Consider the following 15712-nt stretch of genomic DNA (forward strand, 5'->3'; position numbering starts at 1 on the left):
GTCTGCGCCTCACTCCTTCAGGGACCCGAGGGTGAGGCCGCGGACCAGATGCCGTTGAACCAGCAGGATAAAGATGAAGCTGGGTATGATCGCGGACGTGCCGAGCGCTGTGATGTAGCCCCACTCGGTCGCGGTCGAGGTGACAAAGGTCGAGATCTTCACCGGCACAGTGCGGATCGACGTTGTCAGGAACAGTGAGAGCAGGAACTCGGTCCACGAAAAAATGAAACACAGCACGGCCGTCGCAGCGATGCCGCCCTTGACCATGGGAAGGACCACGCGTCGGAACGTCTGCCAGCGCGTCGCGCCGTCAATCAGCGCCGCTTCATCAACCTCGCGCGGAACATCGTCGAAGAACGACTTCAAAAGCAAAACCGCCAGCGGCAGGTTGATCAAACTGTGAACAAGGATGAGCCCCGTATAGGTATCGCGCAAGCCGAGATCCCGGAACATGAAAACGATCGGAATGACGATCGCGATTGGCGGCATGAAGCGCTGCGAGAGAATCCAGAACAGGAAGGACTGCTGGCCGCTGAACTGCATTCGCGACAGGCAATAGGCGGCCAGAGTGGCCAGCAGCAGCGTCAGCGCCGTCGATCCGACGGCTATGACGGCGCTGTCGAGCAGCGACTGGCGGGAATCGTAGGAGCTGGCGCCACCCTTGATGACCCCGGCCGCCTCGCCGCCCTGTTCCATGCCGATGTCGACGCGCGAAACGCCAAGCAAGGTCACACGGTAATTGTCCGGCGTCGGCGTGAAATCGACGTAGACCGGTCCGCTGCGGTCGAAGATCGCCGAATAGGGTTTGATGGACGACAGCGCCCACCACGCGATCGGGAACATGAAAATCGCCACCACCAGGACGGCGAGCACGTCACGGGCGATGGTTTGGGCGCGCGACGGTTCCATCAGAACCTCACCTTGAACAGCCTGACGAACAGGTTCGACACGACGATCAAGACGACGAGCACGATCAGCGACAGGGTCGCCGCATAGGGAAAGTCTCCGGTGAAGTAGATACGGCCAGCGTAGAATGAAAGCGTCTCGGTGGCCGTGCCAGGCCCGCCGGCGGTGATGATGTAGACGTAGTCGTAGATGCGAAAGAGATCGACGCCGCGGATCAGCACCGCGACCGCTATCACCTTGCGCAGCATCGGCAATGTGAGCCGCAAGAACGTCTGGATGCCGCTGGCGCCGTCGATCGCCGCGGCTTCGAAAGGTTCCTTCGGCAGCGCCCTGAGCCCTGCCAGGATGATGAGCACCATGAACGGCGTCCATTGCCATATGTCTGCCAGCAGGATCGCCGCCAATGCGGTTCCGGGCTGCGTCAGGATCGGCTGCGCCGGCGAGATCAGGTCGACGGCATAGAGGTAGAACGACAGGACGCCGAAAGAGCCGTCCTGCATCAGCAGGAACATCATTCCGGTCACCGCAGGCGGCACCACCAGCGGCAGTGTCATCAGCGCCCGCAGCACCCCGTAACCTTTGCGATCGGTGTCAAGCAGAAGCGCGATGAGGATGCCGAGCGCAAGCTGAACCGCAAGCGCGACGAAGGTGTAGATCAGCGTGGTTTCCAGCGAATACCACATACGCGCATCCGAGAAGGCGCGCGTCCACTGGTGGAGCCCGGCGAAGTCAAGCTGCCGGGAGACGACATTGCGTTTGTGAAACGATAGCCAGACCGAATAGGCGAGGGGATAGATGCCGAAAACGAGAAGCATCACCGTGATCGGCGCGAGCCAGGGGAAAGGATGCTCGGCCGTCATGAACCGGGGTAGCGCCCACCTGGAGGTCGGCCGCGTGAGGGCTGCGCTGCTCACGCGCAAGTCTCCGCTCGGTGACCGAGATGCATCGGCCTTCTCCCTATCGGCCAGATTGTGCCAACTTGAACTTTTGTAAGTTTGTTGTGCCTTTTGTTAAGAACGTGTCGGACGACCGCCAATTTGTCAAGTGTCGGTTCCATCAGCGCTCAAGGGATTTGCTCGTGGTCCCCGAGGATGCGGTCATGGCCGGGCATGGAGTTGTTTTTGAAGGGAACGCGGCAGTAAATGCCGTGTAGCAGCATCGAAAGCGCTCAGGGCCGCCGCCAACTTTAGCAGCCCAAGGAAAGCTACAGAATCATCGAGGAGATCGGGAGGACAGCCCGGGGTTTTTGGAACTCCTCCAGGCCCATCATTGTCGTTATTTATCAATGGTTTAGCGCTATATTTTGGCTCAGTTAGCCAAGTCCGTAGCTGGCGAACCTTCGAGTAGCGCATTGATATTGTTGATTTATGGTGGGCTTCCGAGGACCGCCGGTCGATTTGCTGCGCAAATGGGAGACATAAACGGAATCGACGCGCGTTTCAGTTGAGGAGAAGCTGATCTTCCTACGGGTTGCCGCTATCGTCGGTACATGCGCAACGTTGCGTCGGGGCGATCAGTGGCTCCAGTCGGCATGAAGCCAGCCAGCAGCGCAAACAATGCGGTCAATCAAATCGCACCAAAATCATCTGTACATACATCGGCTACTCGGGTTTCTCCTCAAGCTTTTCATCTCCGAAAGAATTGTCTCCCAGGTGCGGCTCGATATCCGAAGCTTGGCGATTCTATCCCGCATCCTTATCACGTCCGCACCCTCAGCGCCTGCTCCAGCCTGTCGGCAATCTGGGTGACGATATAGGCAATCACCATGTAGATCACGACGGCAATCACGAAGGCTTCTAGGTAGTAGTAGTTCAGCGCGGCGGTCAATTGGGACTGGGCGAAGATATCGACAACCTCGATGGCGAACCCGAGGGAAAGCGCCTTCATGATGACCATCATCGAGGTTGTCAGGTCGGGAATTGCGGTGAGGGCCACCTGGGGAAATAGGATCCGTCGGAACAGTTGGCCGCTTGTATAGCCGAGCGAATGGGCGGCGTCCGACTGACCGGTGTCGAAGGCGTTCAGGGCTCCTTTGATGATTTCCGCTTGGAACGCCGCAACGCAGCCGGTGACTGCAATGACAAGGATTACCCAGTTGGGCGTTTCGTGGGCGTTGAAGTTGATCGCGAGCAACGAGAGCAGGAACTGGAATGCCGGGGGCAGACCGAAATAGGCGAGGAAAATCACGATCACCATCGGAACGCCTTTGAAGACGACCTTATAGGCCATGATGAGCTGTCGCAGCACGGGGATCCGCCTATGTTCGACGAGCGCAAAAAGGCTGCCGACGATCGTGGACAGGATGAAAATCGTGAAAGCCATGCCGAGCGTCACGGGTACGGCGCCCAGAATTTCCTGCGAGTCCTGGAGCAGAATATCGGTATCAAACATGGTCGGATTACCCCTTACGTCACACGCTCGCGACGGCCGCGTTCTTGAGCTGAGCTGTTGTCGTCGCCTCTGGCGCTTGCATTGGCGAGCGAAGCTCGAAGAAGCGCACGATGAGCCACGCGACGAGGCACATCAGCGAATAGATAACCGCCAGCACGAGGTACGTTTCGAACTGGTACTGGTTATAGTCGCGCTCCATGATCAAGTGCGCGGTCGCCATCACATCCGCTGCCCCGATGTACATGACCAGCGCAACGTTATGGATCAGGTAGATGATGGCGTTTCCATAGCCCGGCAATGCGAAGTGCACCGCTTGCGGGCCGACTACGCGGGTGATCTTCTGTCGGAAGGTATATCCCAGACTGTCGGCCGCATCATGCTGGCCGCGATCGACGGCCAGGTATGCAGGTCGCATGACTTCCGACAGATACCCTCCATGATAGAGGCTCAGCCCCACCATCGCAGCGATCGTTGCAGAAATAAAATCCTCGGCGCCGAACAGGATCACCAACAAGGGCAGCCCGTAGAACGCGACGAATAACTGCAGGACGACGGGAACACTCCGGGCATAGGACACGTAGAGGTCAGTCAGGTGACTGATCACCGGTATCCTCTGAACTCGGAGTGTTGTCGCGACGAGAGCCAAGCAAAAGCCGACGACCATGGCCGTAACGGTGATGGCGAGAGTCAGCGGCAACGCCGAGACCAACTCGGGAATCATAGCAGAAACATCCACTTTGAAACGCTCCTTCTTGCAATTCAGCCTTACCGCTGGCTATCGCTACATGGTTGGGAAAAGGTCCTGTTACTTCATGTATTTGACGATGTCCTCGCCGAACCATTTCTGCGAGAGCTTTTCGATCGTGCCATCGTCTTTTAATTCCTTGAGAACCTTGTTCACATCGTCGGCTAAAACCTTGTTTTCGTCCGACCTATGAATCAGCATGTAGGTGTTGTTGCTGAAGACCGGATCGGACGCCACGATATCGAGCTTCTTTTCCTCGATGACGGTCTGCTCACCGAGATTCGAAGGCAGAACAAGCGCGTCGAATTTGCCGTTCTGAACTTCGTCCAGTCGGTTGGGATAGGGAATACCGGCGCTCGATGCCGTAACATCAAGCTTGTATTGTGGATTTTCTTTTTGCCAGTTCATGATGAACTTGTAGGTGCCGCCGCCGGCCGTGGTCGGAACGATCCTCTTGCCGACCAGGTCCTTCATTTCCTTGATGCCGCTGCCTTTTTTGCTGTAGATCTTCATCAGGCTGGCGCCCATGGGGTTTTCCGGAATGAAGAACTGCTTGGCGCGCTCAGGGGATTTGTAGTAGCCACCGACGGCGATGTCGTACTTGCCCGTGGCGAGGCCGGTTTCCTGCGCGATATCCGAAACACCTTCCATTTCGAACTTATACTGCGGCAGCTTTGCGTTGATCGCTCTCAGAAGATCGGGTTCATAGCCTTGCGGCTCTACGCCGATCGCACCCCATGCCAGCGGCTTGGATTCGGCAGACGTCGCGATCTTGATCGTGCGAACGGTCTGACCATTGCTGATCCCCGCGGTTGCAAGAGCAATTGCGATGCCGCCGGCAACAGCCAGGGCAGCGCGACGGGAAAAACTGGATGTGATTGCAGACATTTCTTAGGTTCCCTTCTTGTTGAGCTATTGAAAAGCGAGTTCTGACTGCAGGAATTGAGCAAGTCGTGGGCTGGATGGTGCATCGAAGATCTCAGCTGGACTGCCATCGGCGGCAACCACGCCACGATCCATGAAGACGATCCGGTTCGAGATGTTCTTTGCGAATTGCATCTCGTGGGTCACGAGCAGCGAAGTGATCCCTGACGACGTGACATCCTTGATCACCTTCAGAACTTCACCGACGAGTTCAGGATCCAGCGATGACGTAGGCTCATCGAAGAGCATCACGTTGGGACGAACCGCCAGCGCACGCGCGATGCCGGTGCGCTGGAGCTGGCCGCCCGACAGCTGGGACGGATAGCTGTCCCGCTTCGCTGAGAGACCGACCCGGTCAAGCTCTCGCAGCGCGATTTCACGCGCCTCGTCCGTTGACTTGCGCTGCACGACGACCAGCGGATCCATCACGTTCTGGAGGACGGTCATGTTCTTGAAGACATTGAACTGCTGAAAGACCATCGCTGTGCGAAGCCGGATCGCCTGGACAGCGGTCTTGTCGGCGCGCTGGTAGTCCATCCGAATCTGGTCGAACGCGATGGTTCCTGACGACGGCTTGGCCAGGTAGTTGATGCATTTCAGCAGCGTGGTCTTGCCGGTGCCGCTGGGGCCGATGATCGACACCACGTCACCCCGCTTTACCGAGAGATTGACGCCGTTCAGGACCTGCGTGCTTCCGTAAGACAGCTTTACATCTTTGAGTTCAAGCATTTCTGGTTGGTCCTTCAGAGTGGGGGACGGACTGCTTTGACCGTATGCGACGTCATCATCCGCTCTCCGCGTGGCCGAGAACGTGCATCAGCCTGTTTGCCCAGCCGAAGATCGCTATGGCGTGGACAAGGTCGATGATCTCGGCATCATTCATGCCGACGGCACGCAGCGAGGCGATGTCGTCTACCGTTGCTTCCGACGGCGCCGCCGACAGACGGCGGGCAAAGCTGTAGATTGCCGCATCGCGCGGCCCGAGCGCCTCGGGTTTGTCGAGATAAAGCGCGGTGACCACATCATCGCTCTTGGTCAGCTCTGCATGGCGGCGGGCGTGAACAACGGCGCAGAATTTGCAGCCATTGACGATCGAGGCACCCAATGCGCCAAGTTCGCGGTCGGGACGGGCAAGCCCGCCTTCGACATACATGATCGCGTTGAACAGAATCGTGCGGGCAAGATAGCTCTCTGGGTCATGCACAAGGGTGCGCACATATTCCGAAACTTTCTTGGCCGATGGCGTAACCTTCATCGCTTCAAGCTGTTCCGGCGTCGCCCCGGAGAGCTCGACCGGCGCGATGTACGGGTGCCAATTCAATGGCTTCAGGCGAACCGAGGAAATCATATCGACCTCATCAGGCGCAAGCCGGCCGCCACCCGTGTCTGGAAGTTCACAAAGGCAATCAGTTCGGAGAGCGCGACGATTTGAGGATTGTTCAATCCGGCCTTGGCGAGGAGGGCGATATGGCTCGCTTCCGCCTTTTTCGGCATCAGCGTGATCAGGTCGACGTGACGGGCGATGGTCGCCAATGGCTCATCGAGATCCGTTTCGCCCCGAGCCAATGCTCTGAGCTGCTCTGTCGGACCAAGTTGGGCCAGTTGCACATCATATTCGGCCATCAGGACGGGATCGGCATTCAGAGCGGCCATGCGACGGGCCAGAGCAACCCTCAAATTCGGCGCCAGCCCCTGATCGTTTGCCGGCTGCAGGACGGAGAGGCGACATTCCTCCGCCCCTTGCACAAATTCGGGCCGAAACCGCCGCGCAGCGAAAAGTGCATCGTTCGGCGAAATACCGGCGGCCTTGTCCATTGCGTCGATCACAGCGCGGCCTCTGTTGAATCGACCCATTCGTCGCCCAGAAGCTCGGGCGTGTCGTAGGCGATCAGATTGGCGAAGTGGGTTTCGACATCTTCGGCAAACAGCGACGCGGCAATGCCGCGGACCAGACGGTCGGCGCCGGCACTGACGGCCGGGATATCGCCGGAGACCTTGCCGTGGGTCAGCATGGCGGCGTCGTTGAAGCAGTGGATATGTGCTAGCATCGAGCAGGAGCCGGGAACGCGTTCGCGAAATTCGAAGGCGGGACCGAGATCTGGCGCCTCCGACATGCCTGTACGAGCCGGCCCCATATCCGGCGAATATCGACCATCCGACCAGGTGCGGATGTATGGGGCGAGTGCTGCAAATTCCGGGCGGTCGCTGAAGTCGTTGGAAAAGCCGGTTGCCGCGATCATGAAATCGTAGCGCATCGGCCCTTGTGTGGTTTCGACCAGAAGGCCTTCGGCATCTTGCTTTACCGCGACTATGCCACAGTCCAGAAAGAACCGAGCATTCGCATGACGAGACACGCGAAGCGTCGATGAACGCGGCGGCGGTGTTTGGGTCGAGGCGGTGTAGTCGAAAAACTTCCACTTCCAGTCATCGGGTAGGTGATAGATGCCGTGTACAACGCCCTGGCTGCCGATGCCGGTCAGCTTGTTGATGCGTGGCATTTCCTTGCGGCGGATCAACATGTCCACCGAGCCGGCGCCAGCCTCGAGCGCCGTTGCTGCATTGTCCATGGACGAGGCACCAGCGCCGATGACCGCGACACGCTTACCTTTCAGAGCACCGAAATCGATGTCGTCGGCAGAATGGGCCCAATAGGCGCGATCGATACCCTTAAGGAAATCGGGCACGGCAAAACCGCCCAGGCCGGACCGACCAGTGGCCAGAACGAGATGACGAGTGAGAACCCGGCCGGTTTCCGCGCCCTCGATATCGATCGCAATCAGATTTCCAACGGGTGCGAGGCCGGTCATGCGCACGCTATTGCGCACTGGCAGAGCAAGGACCTTGCGATACCAGACCAGGTAATCCATCCACTGGCCCCTGGGGATCTTGTCCAGCGACTGCCAGGCTTCGACGCCCCACTGTGCCGTGAACCAGGCGCGGAACGTCAACTGCGGCAGGCCGAGCGACGGACCGTTGAGGGTCTTCGGTGACCGGAGTGTTTGCATGCGGGCAAACGTTACCCACGGTCCTTCGAGCCCGGCAGGCGCCGCATCATAGCCGACGACGTTGGTAATCCCGGTCAGCACCAGCTTTGCTGTGGCGGCAAGTCCGCACATGCCAGCGCCAATGACAACGACATCACGGACCGGGGCGCCCTCCTGCATGCGTGTGGGGACCCAAGGCTTGGCGGGCAACTCAAGCACGTCGAGATCCTGCGCGAGTTGGGCTTCCAACGCGGCAAGGCCCGTCGATGCTGCCGGGGTGGGAGTATGCTTCATATTCCAGTTCCGTTATTTGTGCCCGAGGCGGGATCGGTGACCAATTGGCCGGCCAAAGCTGGATCGAGTTTCCTGAAACCGGCGATCGACCGTTCAGCCACCGCTTCGACCGCATCCATCAGCGCCTGCGCGACTGGGCGAAGGGGACGTTTTTCGGCAGCCACAACGCCCCAATAAAAGAGAACGGTTACGTCGATCGGGCGAATGACGACCCCAGGCAGGGCCACGCCGTAGGCCGTGAGCGGATCGATGACGGCTGCGACACCAGTATGGCGCACGATCTGCAACGCGCCGTAGGCAGTGTTGGTCCGGATCACTGGTCCGGTGTCGATGCCCCGGGCCGCCAGTGCCTTGGCGACATGCAACTGAAAACGCAGCGGATTGAGCAACGTCGCGACGCGGCGACCGGCAAAAGCCGAAAGCGGTATGACATCAAGTTCAGCCAGCGGATCGTCCTCCCGCACGGCAGCAACATCAGGTGCCGAATAGAGCCGCAGGACATCCAAACCGGGCGTATCGAGCGGCAGGCTTGAAAACCCGATCTCGGCACGTCCGCTGCGCACTTCCTGGGCGACGATCGAGGGAAGAAACTGCCCGAGATGCGTCTCGTGCGGAAGCTCGACACCTTTGAGCTCAGCCATTGCCGTCGGGATCAAGCCAGTACCGATCGCAGAGGTAGTGACGATCTGCAGGATCCGCCCCCTGCCGGCGGCGATCATTTTGGCCCGCGCTGCGAGTTCGGTGAAGGACATCAGCAGTCGCCGCGCTTCTTCCTCGAAGGCGACACCTTCTTCAGACAGCTGCACCCGTCGACCGACCCGGTGCAGCAATTGGAAGCCAAGCTCGGCCTCGAGATCCTGAATGGTGCGTGTCACTGCGGGCTGGGAACGCCCGAGCATATCAGCCGCCTTGGTAATGCTGCCGCTGGCAGCAACCGCAAGGAAGGTCTGAAGATCTCGAGTTTCCATCTTCGCCTACATGCATATTCCGTATGATTGACATCGTCTCATTCGTTTTTGATATGTGTCAAGCGGAAACTAATGTTCGTTGCGGCTTTGTGCATTTGGCCGGCTTCAGAGCCGGAATCCCTGGCGGAGGCGGACGAGGACGGCAGACGCGACTCCGGCTTGCGGAACCTCCTGATGAAAACTTTCATGTGTGACGACGGCAAGGATTCTCGAACCACAAAGCCAGCAACAGGAGGAATATTATGCGCGTGAGTATTCTGGGCGCCGGAGCAATTGCTTATGGCCTTGCCGCGTATTTGGCAGGATCGGGACATTCGCCAACGCTTTGGTCACCGTCGGGACAGCGCACCAGGGCGTTGGCTGCGGGTGAATTATTGAAAGCCACAGGGGATATAGACGCGACGGTGCCGGTGCGCATTGCCAAGGATTGCACGGATGCCGTCGCCAACGCGGACGTGGTGGTGATTGCGCTTCCGGCCTACGGCCACAAGATGGTGATGGATGCCGCCGCCCCCCATCTGATTGATGGAATCCCGGTCATCATCAGTTCGCATTGTTCGTTCTCGGCGCTTTATCTCTCCAAGCGGTTGGCCGAACGCAAGGTCTCGTTGCCGATCGTCGTTTGGGGCACAACACTATTGACTGGCCGCCAGCTCGGACCAACCGAAGTCCATGTCACCACCATTCGCCAGAAGCTTGACGTGGCGACGCTGCCTTTCAGTTACCAGGATCAAGGACACGAACTTTGCACGACCTTGTTCGGCGATCGTTTCGTCCAGCGCGACGGGATGCTTGCGATCGCGCTCAGCAACCTCAACCCGCAAAACCATCTAGGTATTGCGCTTCTTAACCTGACACGCATGGAGAAGGCCGAGCAATGGAGCCAGGGGGGAAACGTCACTCCCGCCGTCGGCCGTCTTATCGAGGCTCTGGATGCCGAACGGCTGGCCATCGCGGCCCATTTCAGCATCGCCGTTCGCACCGTCAGAGAGCATTTTTCACTGTCGTTCCATGTTCCGATGGGAACCGTTTCGGAGATGAACCAGGAGATGGAGCGCCAAGGCCGTGGCGGCTTTGGCCCAACAACCATCGAAAGCCGCTATATTCTAGAGGATGTTCCGTTCGGACTGCTGCCGACCGTACTACTGGGGAAGCTAACGGGGAAACCGGCGATACTCCACGAGTCCGGAGTTTCGATATTATCGGCAGCTTGTGGTCGCGATCTCAAGGCAGATAATGATATTCTTCCTGCGGTCGGCATCGAGGGAATGGCAAAAGCCGATCTTGAAAACCTTTGCCGTAAGGGATTCTAACAACTCTTCACAATGGAAACAGTGGAAGTCAGCATAGCCAATATACCCGATAAGCCGGCAATGCGCCGGCGAGCAGGACATGGTTTCGGCATTCCTTGGAACGTTTCGTCCGCGCCTCTGACACTGAGCCGCCGGACTTAGGCCTCTCTCCATTGTTGTTGAGCCGGTCCTCATTCGGAGTTGTCGTCACTAGTTTCGCCACCAAATGCGAGAACATACGAAGGATATGGTTGGGCTAACCACCCGCTAAGTAGTTGTTTTTGTTGAAAAGACCACGTCGCTCCGGGCCCACCATTGTCGTTATTTATCAACGTGTTAGAGGTTATTTGTGCCCTCGGTTAGCCAAGTCCAAGATGGCGAACCTGCACGCATCGCTTTTGATTTCATTGACTTGTTGTGGGCTACTGACAATCGGAAGAGGCGGGTGAGGAGATGGTGGTCTACCACTCGTCGAGGTTTCGCAAGTAGCAGCTTTTGGTTGCGCCTAGCCTACTCCGATAACATAGCGAGCACTTGCTGCATGAGATCGCGCCAGATCACCGGCCGCAGATGGTAAGGTCAGGAGGGAGGATAAGGTCGGCCCGTTGCGCGGCAGGTCGTCGGACGGCTTGGTCGCGTCATGAGACGACATTTGCATCTTGTGCGACGAGCGTCGCGATCCGACCCGTTTGCTGTCGTCCGGAACGCTCTCATTCGGAGCGCTTAAGTGCATTCCGTTCATTCATTTTCGAGCATGCTATACTCCGCCTCGGAAAGTAGCCATTGATGGCTAGGATTTCTGTTCGTCTGCGGAGCCAATGGGATGGGCAGCTCAGATCGACAGCAATGCAACAGCGGCTCCCTGGAAGAGACGGATCAGCTCGCTCTCGGTCGTGAGGCTTACGAAGAAAGGGCGTGGGGCGACGCCTATAGGTTCCTCTCGCACGCCGATGAGACGGCTCCGCTTGCTGTGGATGATCTCGAACGGCTGGCGATGTCGGCCTATTTGACTGGGCGCGACGAGGAGTACCTGCGGGCCTTGGAGCGAACCCATCATGCATATCTCGACGCTGGCGAATACCATCGCGCCGCCCGCTGCGCCTTCTGGCTGGGCCTGCGTCTTGTCTTTCGTGGGGAGATGGCTCCGGCGACCGGCTGGTTTGGACGGGCCCATCGACTGCTCGAACGCGAGCCACATGATTGTGTCGAACAGGGTTACCTGATGCTGCCCCACGTCGAACAGAATCTTGCTGCGGGCAACCTTGAGGCAGCCTACGCTGCGGCCAGCGGCGCAGTCGAGATTGGCGAGCGCTTTGCGGACGCGGATCTCGTTGCCTGTGCGCGGCACCTGCAGGGCCGTGTTCTGTTACGTCAGCGGCGGACCACAGAAGGTTTCGCGCTTCTCGATGAGGCGATGGTTTCGGTCACGGCCGGCGAATTGTCGCCGCTGCTTACCGGCCTGATCTACTGCAGCGTGATCGAAGCGTGTCAGCAAGTCCATGCTCTGGGTCGCGCACGCGAATGGACTTCCGCTCTGGGGCGATGGTGCTCGGAACAGCCCCAGCTGATCAGTTTTAGCGGCACCTGCCTGATGCATCGCGCTGAAATTAAACGGCTCAGCGGCGCATGGCAGGACGCAATCGACGAAGCGCAGCATGCCGTGGAGCGTTTGACGCAGTCAAATAATCGAAAAGATACGGCTGGGGCGTGGTACCAGTTGGCGGAAGTACACCGCCTCCGTGGAGACTTTGAAGCGGCCGAACAGGCATATCGGAGTGCAAGCCAATATGGCTTCGAACCGCAGCCGGGCCTTGCCCTGTTGCGGTTGGCCGAAAGGCACATCGATGCGGCTGTGGCCGCAATCCGGCGCGTCATGGCCGCGACGACCGACCAAGTGAAGCGCATTCGGCTGCTGCCAGCTCACGTCGAGATCATGCTGGCGGCTGACGACATCGAGGAAGCACGGCGTGCCTGCCACGAACTGGCGGACGTTGCAGAAAGCTACGGGACCGAACCGTTGCGCGCCCTTGCCGCCCACGCGCGGGGAGCGGTGGAACTGGCAGAAGGCGAAGCGCAGGCCGCGGCGATTTGTCTGCGCCGGGCAATAGAGGAGTGGCAGCAAGTCGACGCGCCATACGAAGCAGCGCGCGTACGGGTCATCATGGGCCTGGCATGCCGCGCCCTCGGTGACGAAGACGGCGCGACACTGGAGCTGCAGGCAGCACGGACAGTATTTCAGCAGCTTGGTGCCGCGCCCGAGGTTTCTCGCATCGATGCTCTGCTTGACATGCGGTCGGAGGAAGCCAGCGGTCTGCCCGCGAGTTGCAAGTCCTCCGCCTGATCGCTTCTGGCAAAACCAACAAGGAAATCGCCAACGAACTGCATTTGAGCGGAAAGACAGTGGACAGGCACGCAAGCAATATCTTCAACAAGCTCGACGTCCCCACTCGCACCGCCGCCACCGCTTGGGCCTACGAGCACCGCCTAGTCTGAGCGTGCCCGGCAATGGGTGGAATCACCCATGCATCGTCGGCGCCGATTGGGTAGTTCGCCCGAAGCGCCGCCTTCCCTTCCGGCCTAAGCTTGCACCTGTCGGCTATGGATGCGCGGCGCCTCGGCGCAACTCGCCTGCAGACTGCAGGACGGACTCGGTGATCGAGCTGCAAACATCCGGCCACAATGAAAGGAGGAAGTGATGTCACGTACCGATACCGGGATGCGGGTGGCGGGCGCCTGGCTTGCGATTGCTTCTGTACTCTTAGGTTTCGTCCTGGTCGGTCACGGGCCGATTCATCCCGACCTCGCCCTTCAAATGCACATCATCGCCAACAACGTCACCCTGTGGGTGGTCGTGCATTGGGCCGCCGCGGCAGCACTGTCGCTGTTCGTCGTCGCGAGCCTGATCGTGTTGACCGCGGGCTCTCGCCTGACCGAACACTGGTGGACCCTGTCCGCCTGGGCGGTGGTGCCGGTCGGCGCCCTCTGGACGATGACCACCGCCGTGGCCGAGGCCACCACCGTCGCCGATGCCGCCGCCGCCAACGATATGGCGCGCTTCACGGCCTGGTGGGCGTTCGCCGAAGGCAAGGCCAACGGATTCATGTTCCTGTGTCTGGCGGTTGTCGTGATCGCCGGCAATGAGGCGCTGAGCCGGCAACAGATAACGCCGACCTGGGCGTCACTGGTCGGAGTTGTGGCTGGGCTTGCTGCCTTTGCCGGCTGGCCGTTGGGCATGTGGTTCGGCATCTGGCTGGGCAGCCTCGTCTGGGTTGCGTCGTCTTTCGTGATGGCCCTTTGGACGTTGTGGTTCGGATTGGGGCTCGCGCGAACCGAGATCAGCGTGTCAACCGCTCGCAGCTCGCGCTCTAGCACGTGAGCAACCCAAGAGGCCAGGCGGCATGTGCAAGACGAAATCGCCCTATCAACATGAGGGAGGCCATGATGACTCACGTTGAAGACTACACCGCCACCCCGGCGGCAATTGAATCGAACCGCATATCCGGAGAAGCTGCGCGCAAGCGCCTGCTCACCGGGCTGTCGATCGCCGAACGGCGGCTCGAATTGGCCGGCATCTCGACCGTGCTACTGGACGGGGGCGCGGGATCACCGATCGTGCTGTTGCATGGCCCAGGAGAACATGCAGCAAAGTGGCTGAGAATTCTTCCGGAGCTTGTGAGAACGCATCACGTAATCGCGCCCGATCTGCCGGGCCACGGCACGTCGGGGACCGTCGAGGGTCCGATTCATCCCGATCGTGTTCTCGCGTGGCTTGGCGAACTCATCGAACGCACCTGCCCAACACCGCCCATTCTTGTCGGCCAAATTCTCGGCGCCGCAATTGCTGCTCGCTTTGCCGCCAAGCACGGTAGCCAGCTCCGCTGCTTGGTGCTGTCGGACGCGCTCGGCCTTGCGCCGTTTCAGCCGGCGCCTGAATTCGGTGCGGCCCTCGCCGCGTTCATCACGGAGCCAAGTCCGGAAAGCCATGACCGCCTCTGGCAGCAATGCGCCTTCGACCTCGACACGGTGCGTGATCATATGGGCGAGAACTGGGAGCGGCTGCGAGCCTACAATCTCGATCGCGCGCAGGCGCCGGCGTTGAAGCCGACCCAGCAAGGTCTGATGGAGCAGTTCGGATTTCCCGCAATCCCATCAGAGGAACTAGCGCGCATCAGAATCCCGACCTTCCTGATCTGGGGGCGGCACGATCTTGCCACCCCATTGCCTGTAGCGGAAGCGGCGAGCGTCCGATATGGGTGGCCGCTCCACATTATCGACGGCGCCGCCGATGATCCGCCGATCGAGCAGCCTGCCGAATTTGTAAAGGTGCTGCGGGCTGCGCTTGCCGCAGCCGGATCCGCGACTCCTCAGGCGCTGCCGGACACACGTGAGGCTTGGGACCGAATTGCCTCGGGTTACGATCGGACGAATACCGAAACACAGATGTGGCTTGGCAATGAGAGTCTGGCCAGGGCAGGGCTCCGCCCAGGTATGTGCCTTCTTGACATTGCATCCGGCAGCGGCGCGCTCAGTATCCCGGCAGCTCGGATCGGTGCCGAGGTAGTCGCCGTCGACCAGTCGCCCGTCATGCTCCGCCTGCTGCGAGAGCGCGCCAGCCGCGAAAGCCTGGAAATTGACGCCCGCGTAATGGACGGGCATGCGCTTGCCTTTGTCGACGACAGCTTCGACGTGGCGGGATCTCAGTTTGGGGTCATGCTCTTTCCCGACATGCCGATGCATTCGGGAGATGACGCGGGTTGTCAAACCTGGAGGGCGGGTGCTGGTCATTGCCTATGGCGACCCGCATCGAATTGACTTCCTCACTTTCTTGGTTGGGGCCGTTCAATCGGTACGCCCGGAGTTTAATGGTCCGCCAATGGATCCGCCGCCACTGCCGTTTCAGCTCAGCGATCCGGAGCGGCTTGCCCGCGAACTGGCAAAGGCTGGACTGAACGGCGTCAATGTCGAGATGATCACCGAGAGCACGGCGTTCAAGTCAGGTGCTGAGCTATGGGATTGGATCGTATGGAGCAATCCGATTGTCGAGGAAGTGCTTGGCAGCCTCGCGTTGAGCGAAGGCGAGCGCGCGGTCATTCGCCAGACGCTCGATCGCATGGTGCGCGAACGGGCCGGCGATGACGCTTCGGCCATTCTGAGAAACCCCGTCAATATTGGCATCGGGACCAAATGACCGCGCGGGCGATGGACCGG

Annotated in this window: 16 protein-coding genes; 6 read left to right on the top strand and 10 right to left on the bottom strand. The window is 59.6% G+C overall.

What is annotated here, in order from left to right; genetic code table 11:
- Positions 1 to 9: 9 nt before the first annotated feature.
- From NKJ93_RS21240 to NKJ93_RS21285, 10 genes are all read right to left on the bottom strand, one after another.
- Positions 10 to 909, bottom strand: coding sequence for a carbohydrate ABC transporter permease (locus NKJ93_RS21240; RefSeq protein WP_352590928.1), 900 nt, complete (start codon positions 907 to 909; stop codon positions 10 to 12).
- Positions 909 to 1820 (bottom strand): carbohydrate ABC transporter permease, encoded by a 912-nt coding sequence (locus NKJ93_RS21245; RefSeq protein WP_352590931.1) that lies wholly within the window; start codon positions 1818 to 1820, stop codon positions 909 to 911. Before NKJ93_RS21245 ends, NKJ93_RS21240 begins: the two co-directional genes overlap by 1 nt.
- 784 nt (positions 1821 to 2604) lie before the next feature.
- A complete protein-coding gene (locus NKJ93_RS21250) occupies positions 2605 to 3297 on the bottom strand; it encodes an amino acid ABC transporter permease (RefSeq protein ID WP_352484293.1) in 693 nt (230 codons plus the stop codon).
- Positions 3298 to 3316: 19 nt separating this feature from the next.
- The gene (locus tag NKJ93_RS21255) at positions 3317 to 4033 is read right to left on the bottom strand and encodes an amino acid ABC transporter permease (protein ID WP_352484294.1); all 717 of its coding nucleotides are present in this window, start codon (positions 4031 to 4033) and stop codon (positions 3317 to 3319) included.
- A 69-nt stretch (positions 4034 to 4102) separates the two neighbouring features.
- A complete protein-coding gene (locus NKJ93_RS21260) occupies positions 4103 to 4930 on the bottom strand; it encodes a transporter substrate-binding domain-containing protein (RefSeq protein ID WP_352484295.1) in 828 nt (275 codons plus the stop codon).
- Positions 4931 to 4954: 24 nt separating this feature from the next.
- Complete coding sequence (locus NKJ93_RS21265) at positions 4955 to 5695, bottom strand: amino acid ABC transporter ATP-binding protein (RefSeq protein ID WP_031212966.1); 741 nt, start codon at positions 5693 to 5695, stop codon at positions 4955 to 4957.
- A gap of 55 nt (positions 5696 to 5750) precedes the next feature.
- Positions 5751 to 6314: a peroxidase-related enzyme gene (locus NKJ93_RS21270; protein ID WP_352590934.1), complete on the bottom strand. Its 564-nt coding sequence runs from the start codon at positions 6312 to 6314 to the stop codon at positions 5751 to 5753.
- Positions 6311 to 6781: a CMD domain-containing protein gene (locus NKJ93_RS21275; protein ID WP_198023648.1), complete on the bottom strand. Its 471-nt coding sequence runs from the start codon at positions 6779 to 6781 to the stop codon at positions 6311 to 6313. The genes NKJ93_RS21270 and NKJ93_RS21275 overlap by 4 nt, the downstream gene beginning before the upstream one ends.
- Before the next feature lie 8 nt (positions 6782 to 6789).
- Positions 6790 to 8244, bottom strand: a complete 1455-nt coding sequence (locus NKJ93_RS21280) for an NAD(P)-binding domain-containing protein (RefSeq protein ID WP_352590937.1) — start codon at positions 8242 to 8244, stop codon at positions 6790 to 6792.
- A complete protein-coding gene (locus tag NKJ93_RS21285; protein ID WP_352590940.1) occupies positions 8241 to 9212 on the bottom strand; it encodes a LysR family transcriptional regulator in 972 nt (323 codons plus the stop codon). The genes NKJ93_RS21280 and NKJ93_RS21285 overlap by 4 nt, the downstream gene beginning before the upstream one ends.
- Before the next feature lie 242 nt (positions 9213 to 9454).
- On the opposite strand from NKJ93_RS21285, the gene NKJ93_RS21290 reads away from it, so the two are divergent.
- The 6 genes from NKJ93_RS21290 to NKJ93_RS21315 all read left to right on the top strand — a co-directional run bounded on the left by NKJ93_RS21290 (position 9455) and on the right by NKJ93_RS21315 (position 15692).
- Positions 9455 to 10525, top strand: coding sequence for an NAD/NADP octopine/nopaline dehydrogenase family protein (locus NKJ93_RS21290; protein WP_352484298.1), 1071 nt, complete (start codon positions 9455 to 9457; stop codon positions 10523 to 10525).
- A gap of 802 nt (positions 10526 to 11327) precedes the next feature.
- On the top strand, positions 11328 to 12845 hold the full coding sequence (locus NKJ93_RS21295) for a tetratricopeptide repeat protein (protein ID WP_352590943.1): 1518 nt from the start codon (positions 11328 to 11330) through the stop codon (positions 12843 to 12845).
- Positions 12827 to 12997: a response regulator transcription factor gene (locus NKJ93_RS21300; RefSeq protein WP_352590946.1), complete on the top strand. Its 171-nt coding sequence runs from the start codon at positions 12827 to 12829 to the stop codon at positions 12995 to 12997. Before NKJ93_RS21295 ends, NKJ93_RS21300 begins: the two co-directional genes overlap by 19 nt.
- Positions 12998 to 13199: 202 nt before the next feature.
- Positions 13200 to 13880 carry a hypothetical protein gene (locus tag NKJ93_RS21305; protein ID WP_352590949.1) on the top strand — a complete coding sequence of 227 codons (681 nt, stop codon included), beginning with the start codon at positions 13200 to 13202 and terminating at the stop codon, positions 13878 to 13880.
- A 50-nt stretch (positions 13881 to 13930) separates the two neighbouring features.
- Complete coding sequence (locus NKJ93_RS21310; protein WP_352590952.1) at positions 13931 to 15316, top strand: alpha/beta fold hydrolase; 1386 nt, start codon at positions 13931 to 13933, stop codon at positions 15314 to 15316.
- Positions 15279 to 15692 (top strand): hypothetical protein, encoded by a 414-nt coding sequence (locus NKJ93_RS21315; protein ID WP_352590955.1) that lies wholly within the window; start codon positions 15279 to 15281, stop codon positions 15690 to 15692. The genes NKJ93_RS21310 and NKJ93_RS21315 overlap by 38 nt, the downstream gene beginning before the upstream one ends.
- Positions 15693 to 15712 lie beyond the last annotated feature (20 nt).

It is taken from the genome of Mesorhizobium sp. M0028 (genome assembly GCF_040323855.1).
Lineage (GTDB): Bacteria > Pseudomonadota > Alphaproteobacteria > Rhizobiales > Rhizobiaceae > Mesorhizobium.

Excerpts from the sequence above, each read along its gene's own strand:
- NKJ93_RS21270 (WP_352590934.1), bottom strand. The coding sequence starts at position 6,314 with ATGATTTCCTCGGTTCGCCTGAAGCCATTGAATTGGCACCCGTACATC.
- NKJ93_RS21305 (WP_352590949.1), top strand. The coding sequence starts at position 13,200 with ATGTCACGTACCGATACCGGGATGCGGGTGGCGGGCGCCTGGCTTGCG.
- NKJ93_RS21250 (WP_352484293.1), bottom strand. The coding sequence starts at position 3,297 with ATGTTTGATACCGATATTCTGCTCCAGGACTCGCAGGAAATTCTGGGC.
- NKJ93_RS21290 (WP_352484298.1), top strand. The coding sequence starts at position 9,455 with ATGCGCGTGAGTATTCTGGGCGCCGGAGCAATTGCTTATGGCCTTGCC.
- NKJ93_RS21295 (WP_352590943.1), top strand. The coding sequence starts at position 11,328 with ATGGGCAGCTCAGATCGACAGCAATGCAACAGCGGCTCCCTGGAAGAG.
- NKJ93_RS21310 (WP_352590952.1), top strand. The coding sequence starts at position 13,931 with ATGAGGGAGGCCATGATGACTCACGTTGAAGACTACACCGCCACCCCG.
- NKJ93_RS21285 (WP_352590940.1), bottom strand. The coding sequence starts at position 9,212 with ATGGAAACTCGAGATCTTCAGACCTTCCTTGCGGTTGCTGCCAGCGGC.
- NKJ93_RS21280 (WP_352590937.1), bottom strand. The coding sequence starts at position 8,244 with ATGAAGCATACTCCCACCCCGGCAGCATCGACGGGCCTTGCCGCGTTG.
- NKJ93_RS21260 (WP_352484295.1), bottom strand. The coding sequence starts at position 4,930 with ATGTCTGCAATCACATCCAGTTTTTCCCGTCGCGCTGCCCTGGCTGTT.
- NKJ93_RS21275 (WP_198023648.1), bottom strand. The coding sequence starts at position 6,781 with ATGGACAAGGCCGCCGGTATTTCGCCGAACGATGCACTTTTCGCTGCG.
- NKJ93_RS21265 (WP_031212966.1), bottom strand. The coding sequence starts at position 5,695 with ATGCTTGAACTCAAAGATGTAAAGCTGTCTTACGGAAGCACGCAGGTC.
- NKJ93_RS21240 (WP_352590928.1), bottom strand. The coding sequence starts at position 909 with ATGGAACCGTCGCGCGCCCAAACCATCGCCCGTGACGTGCTCGCCGTC.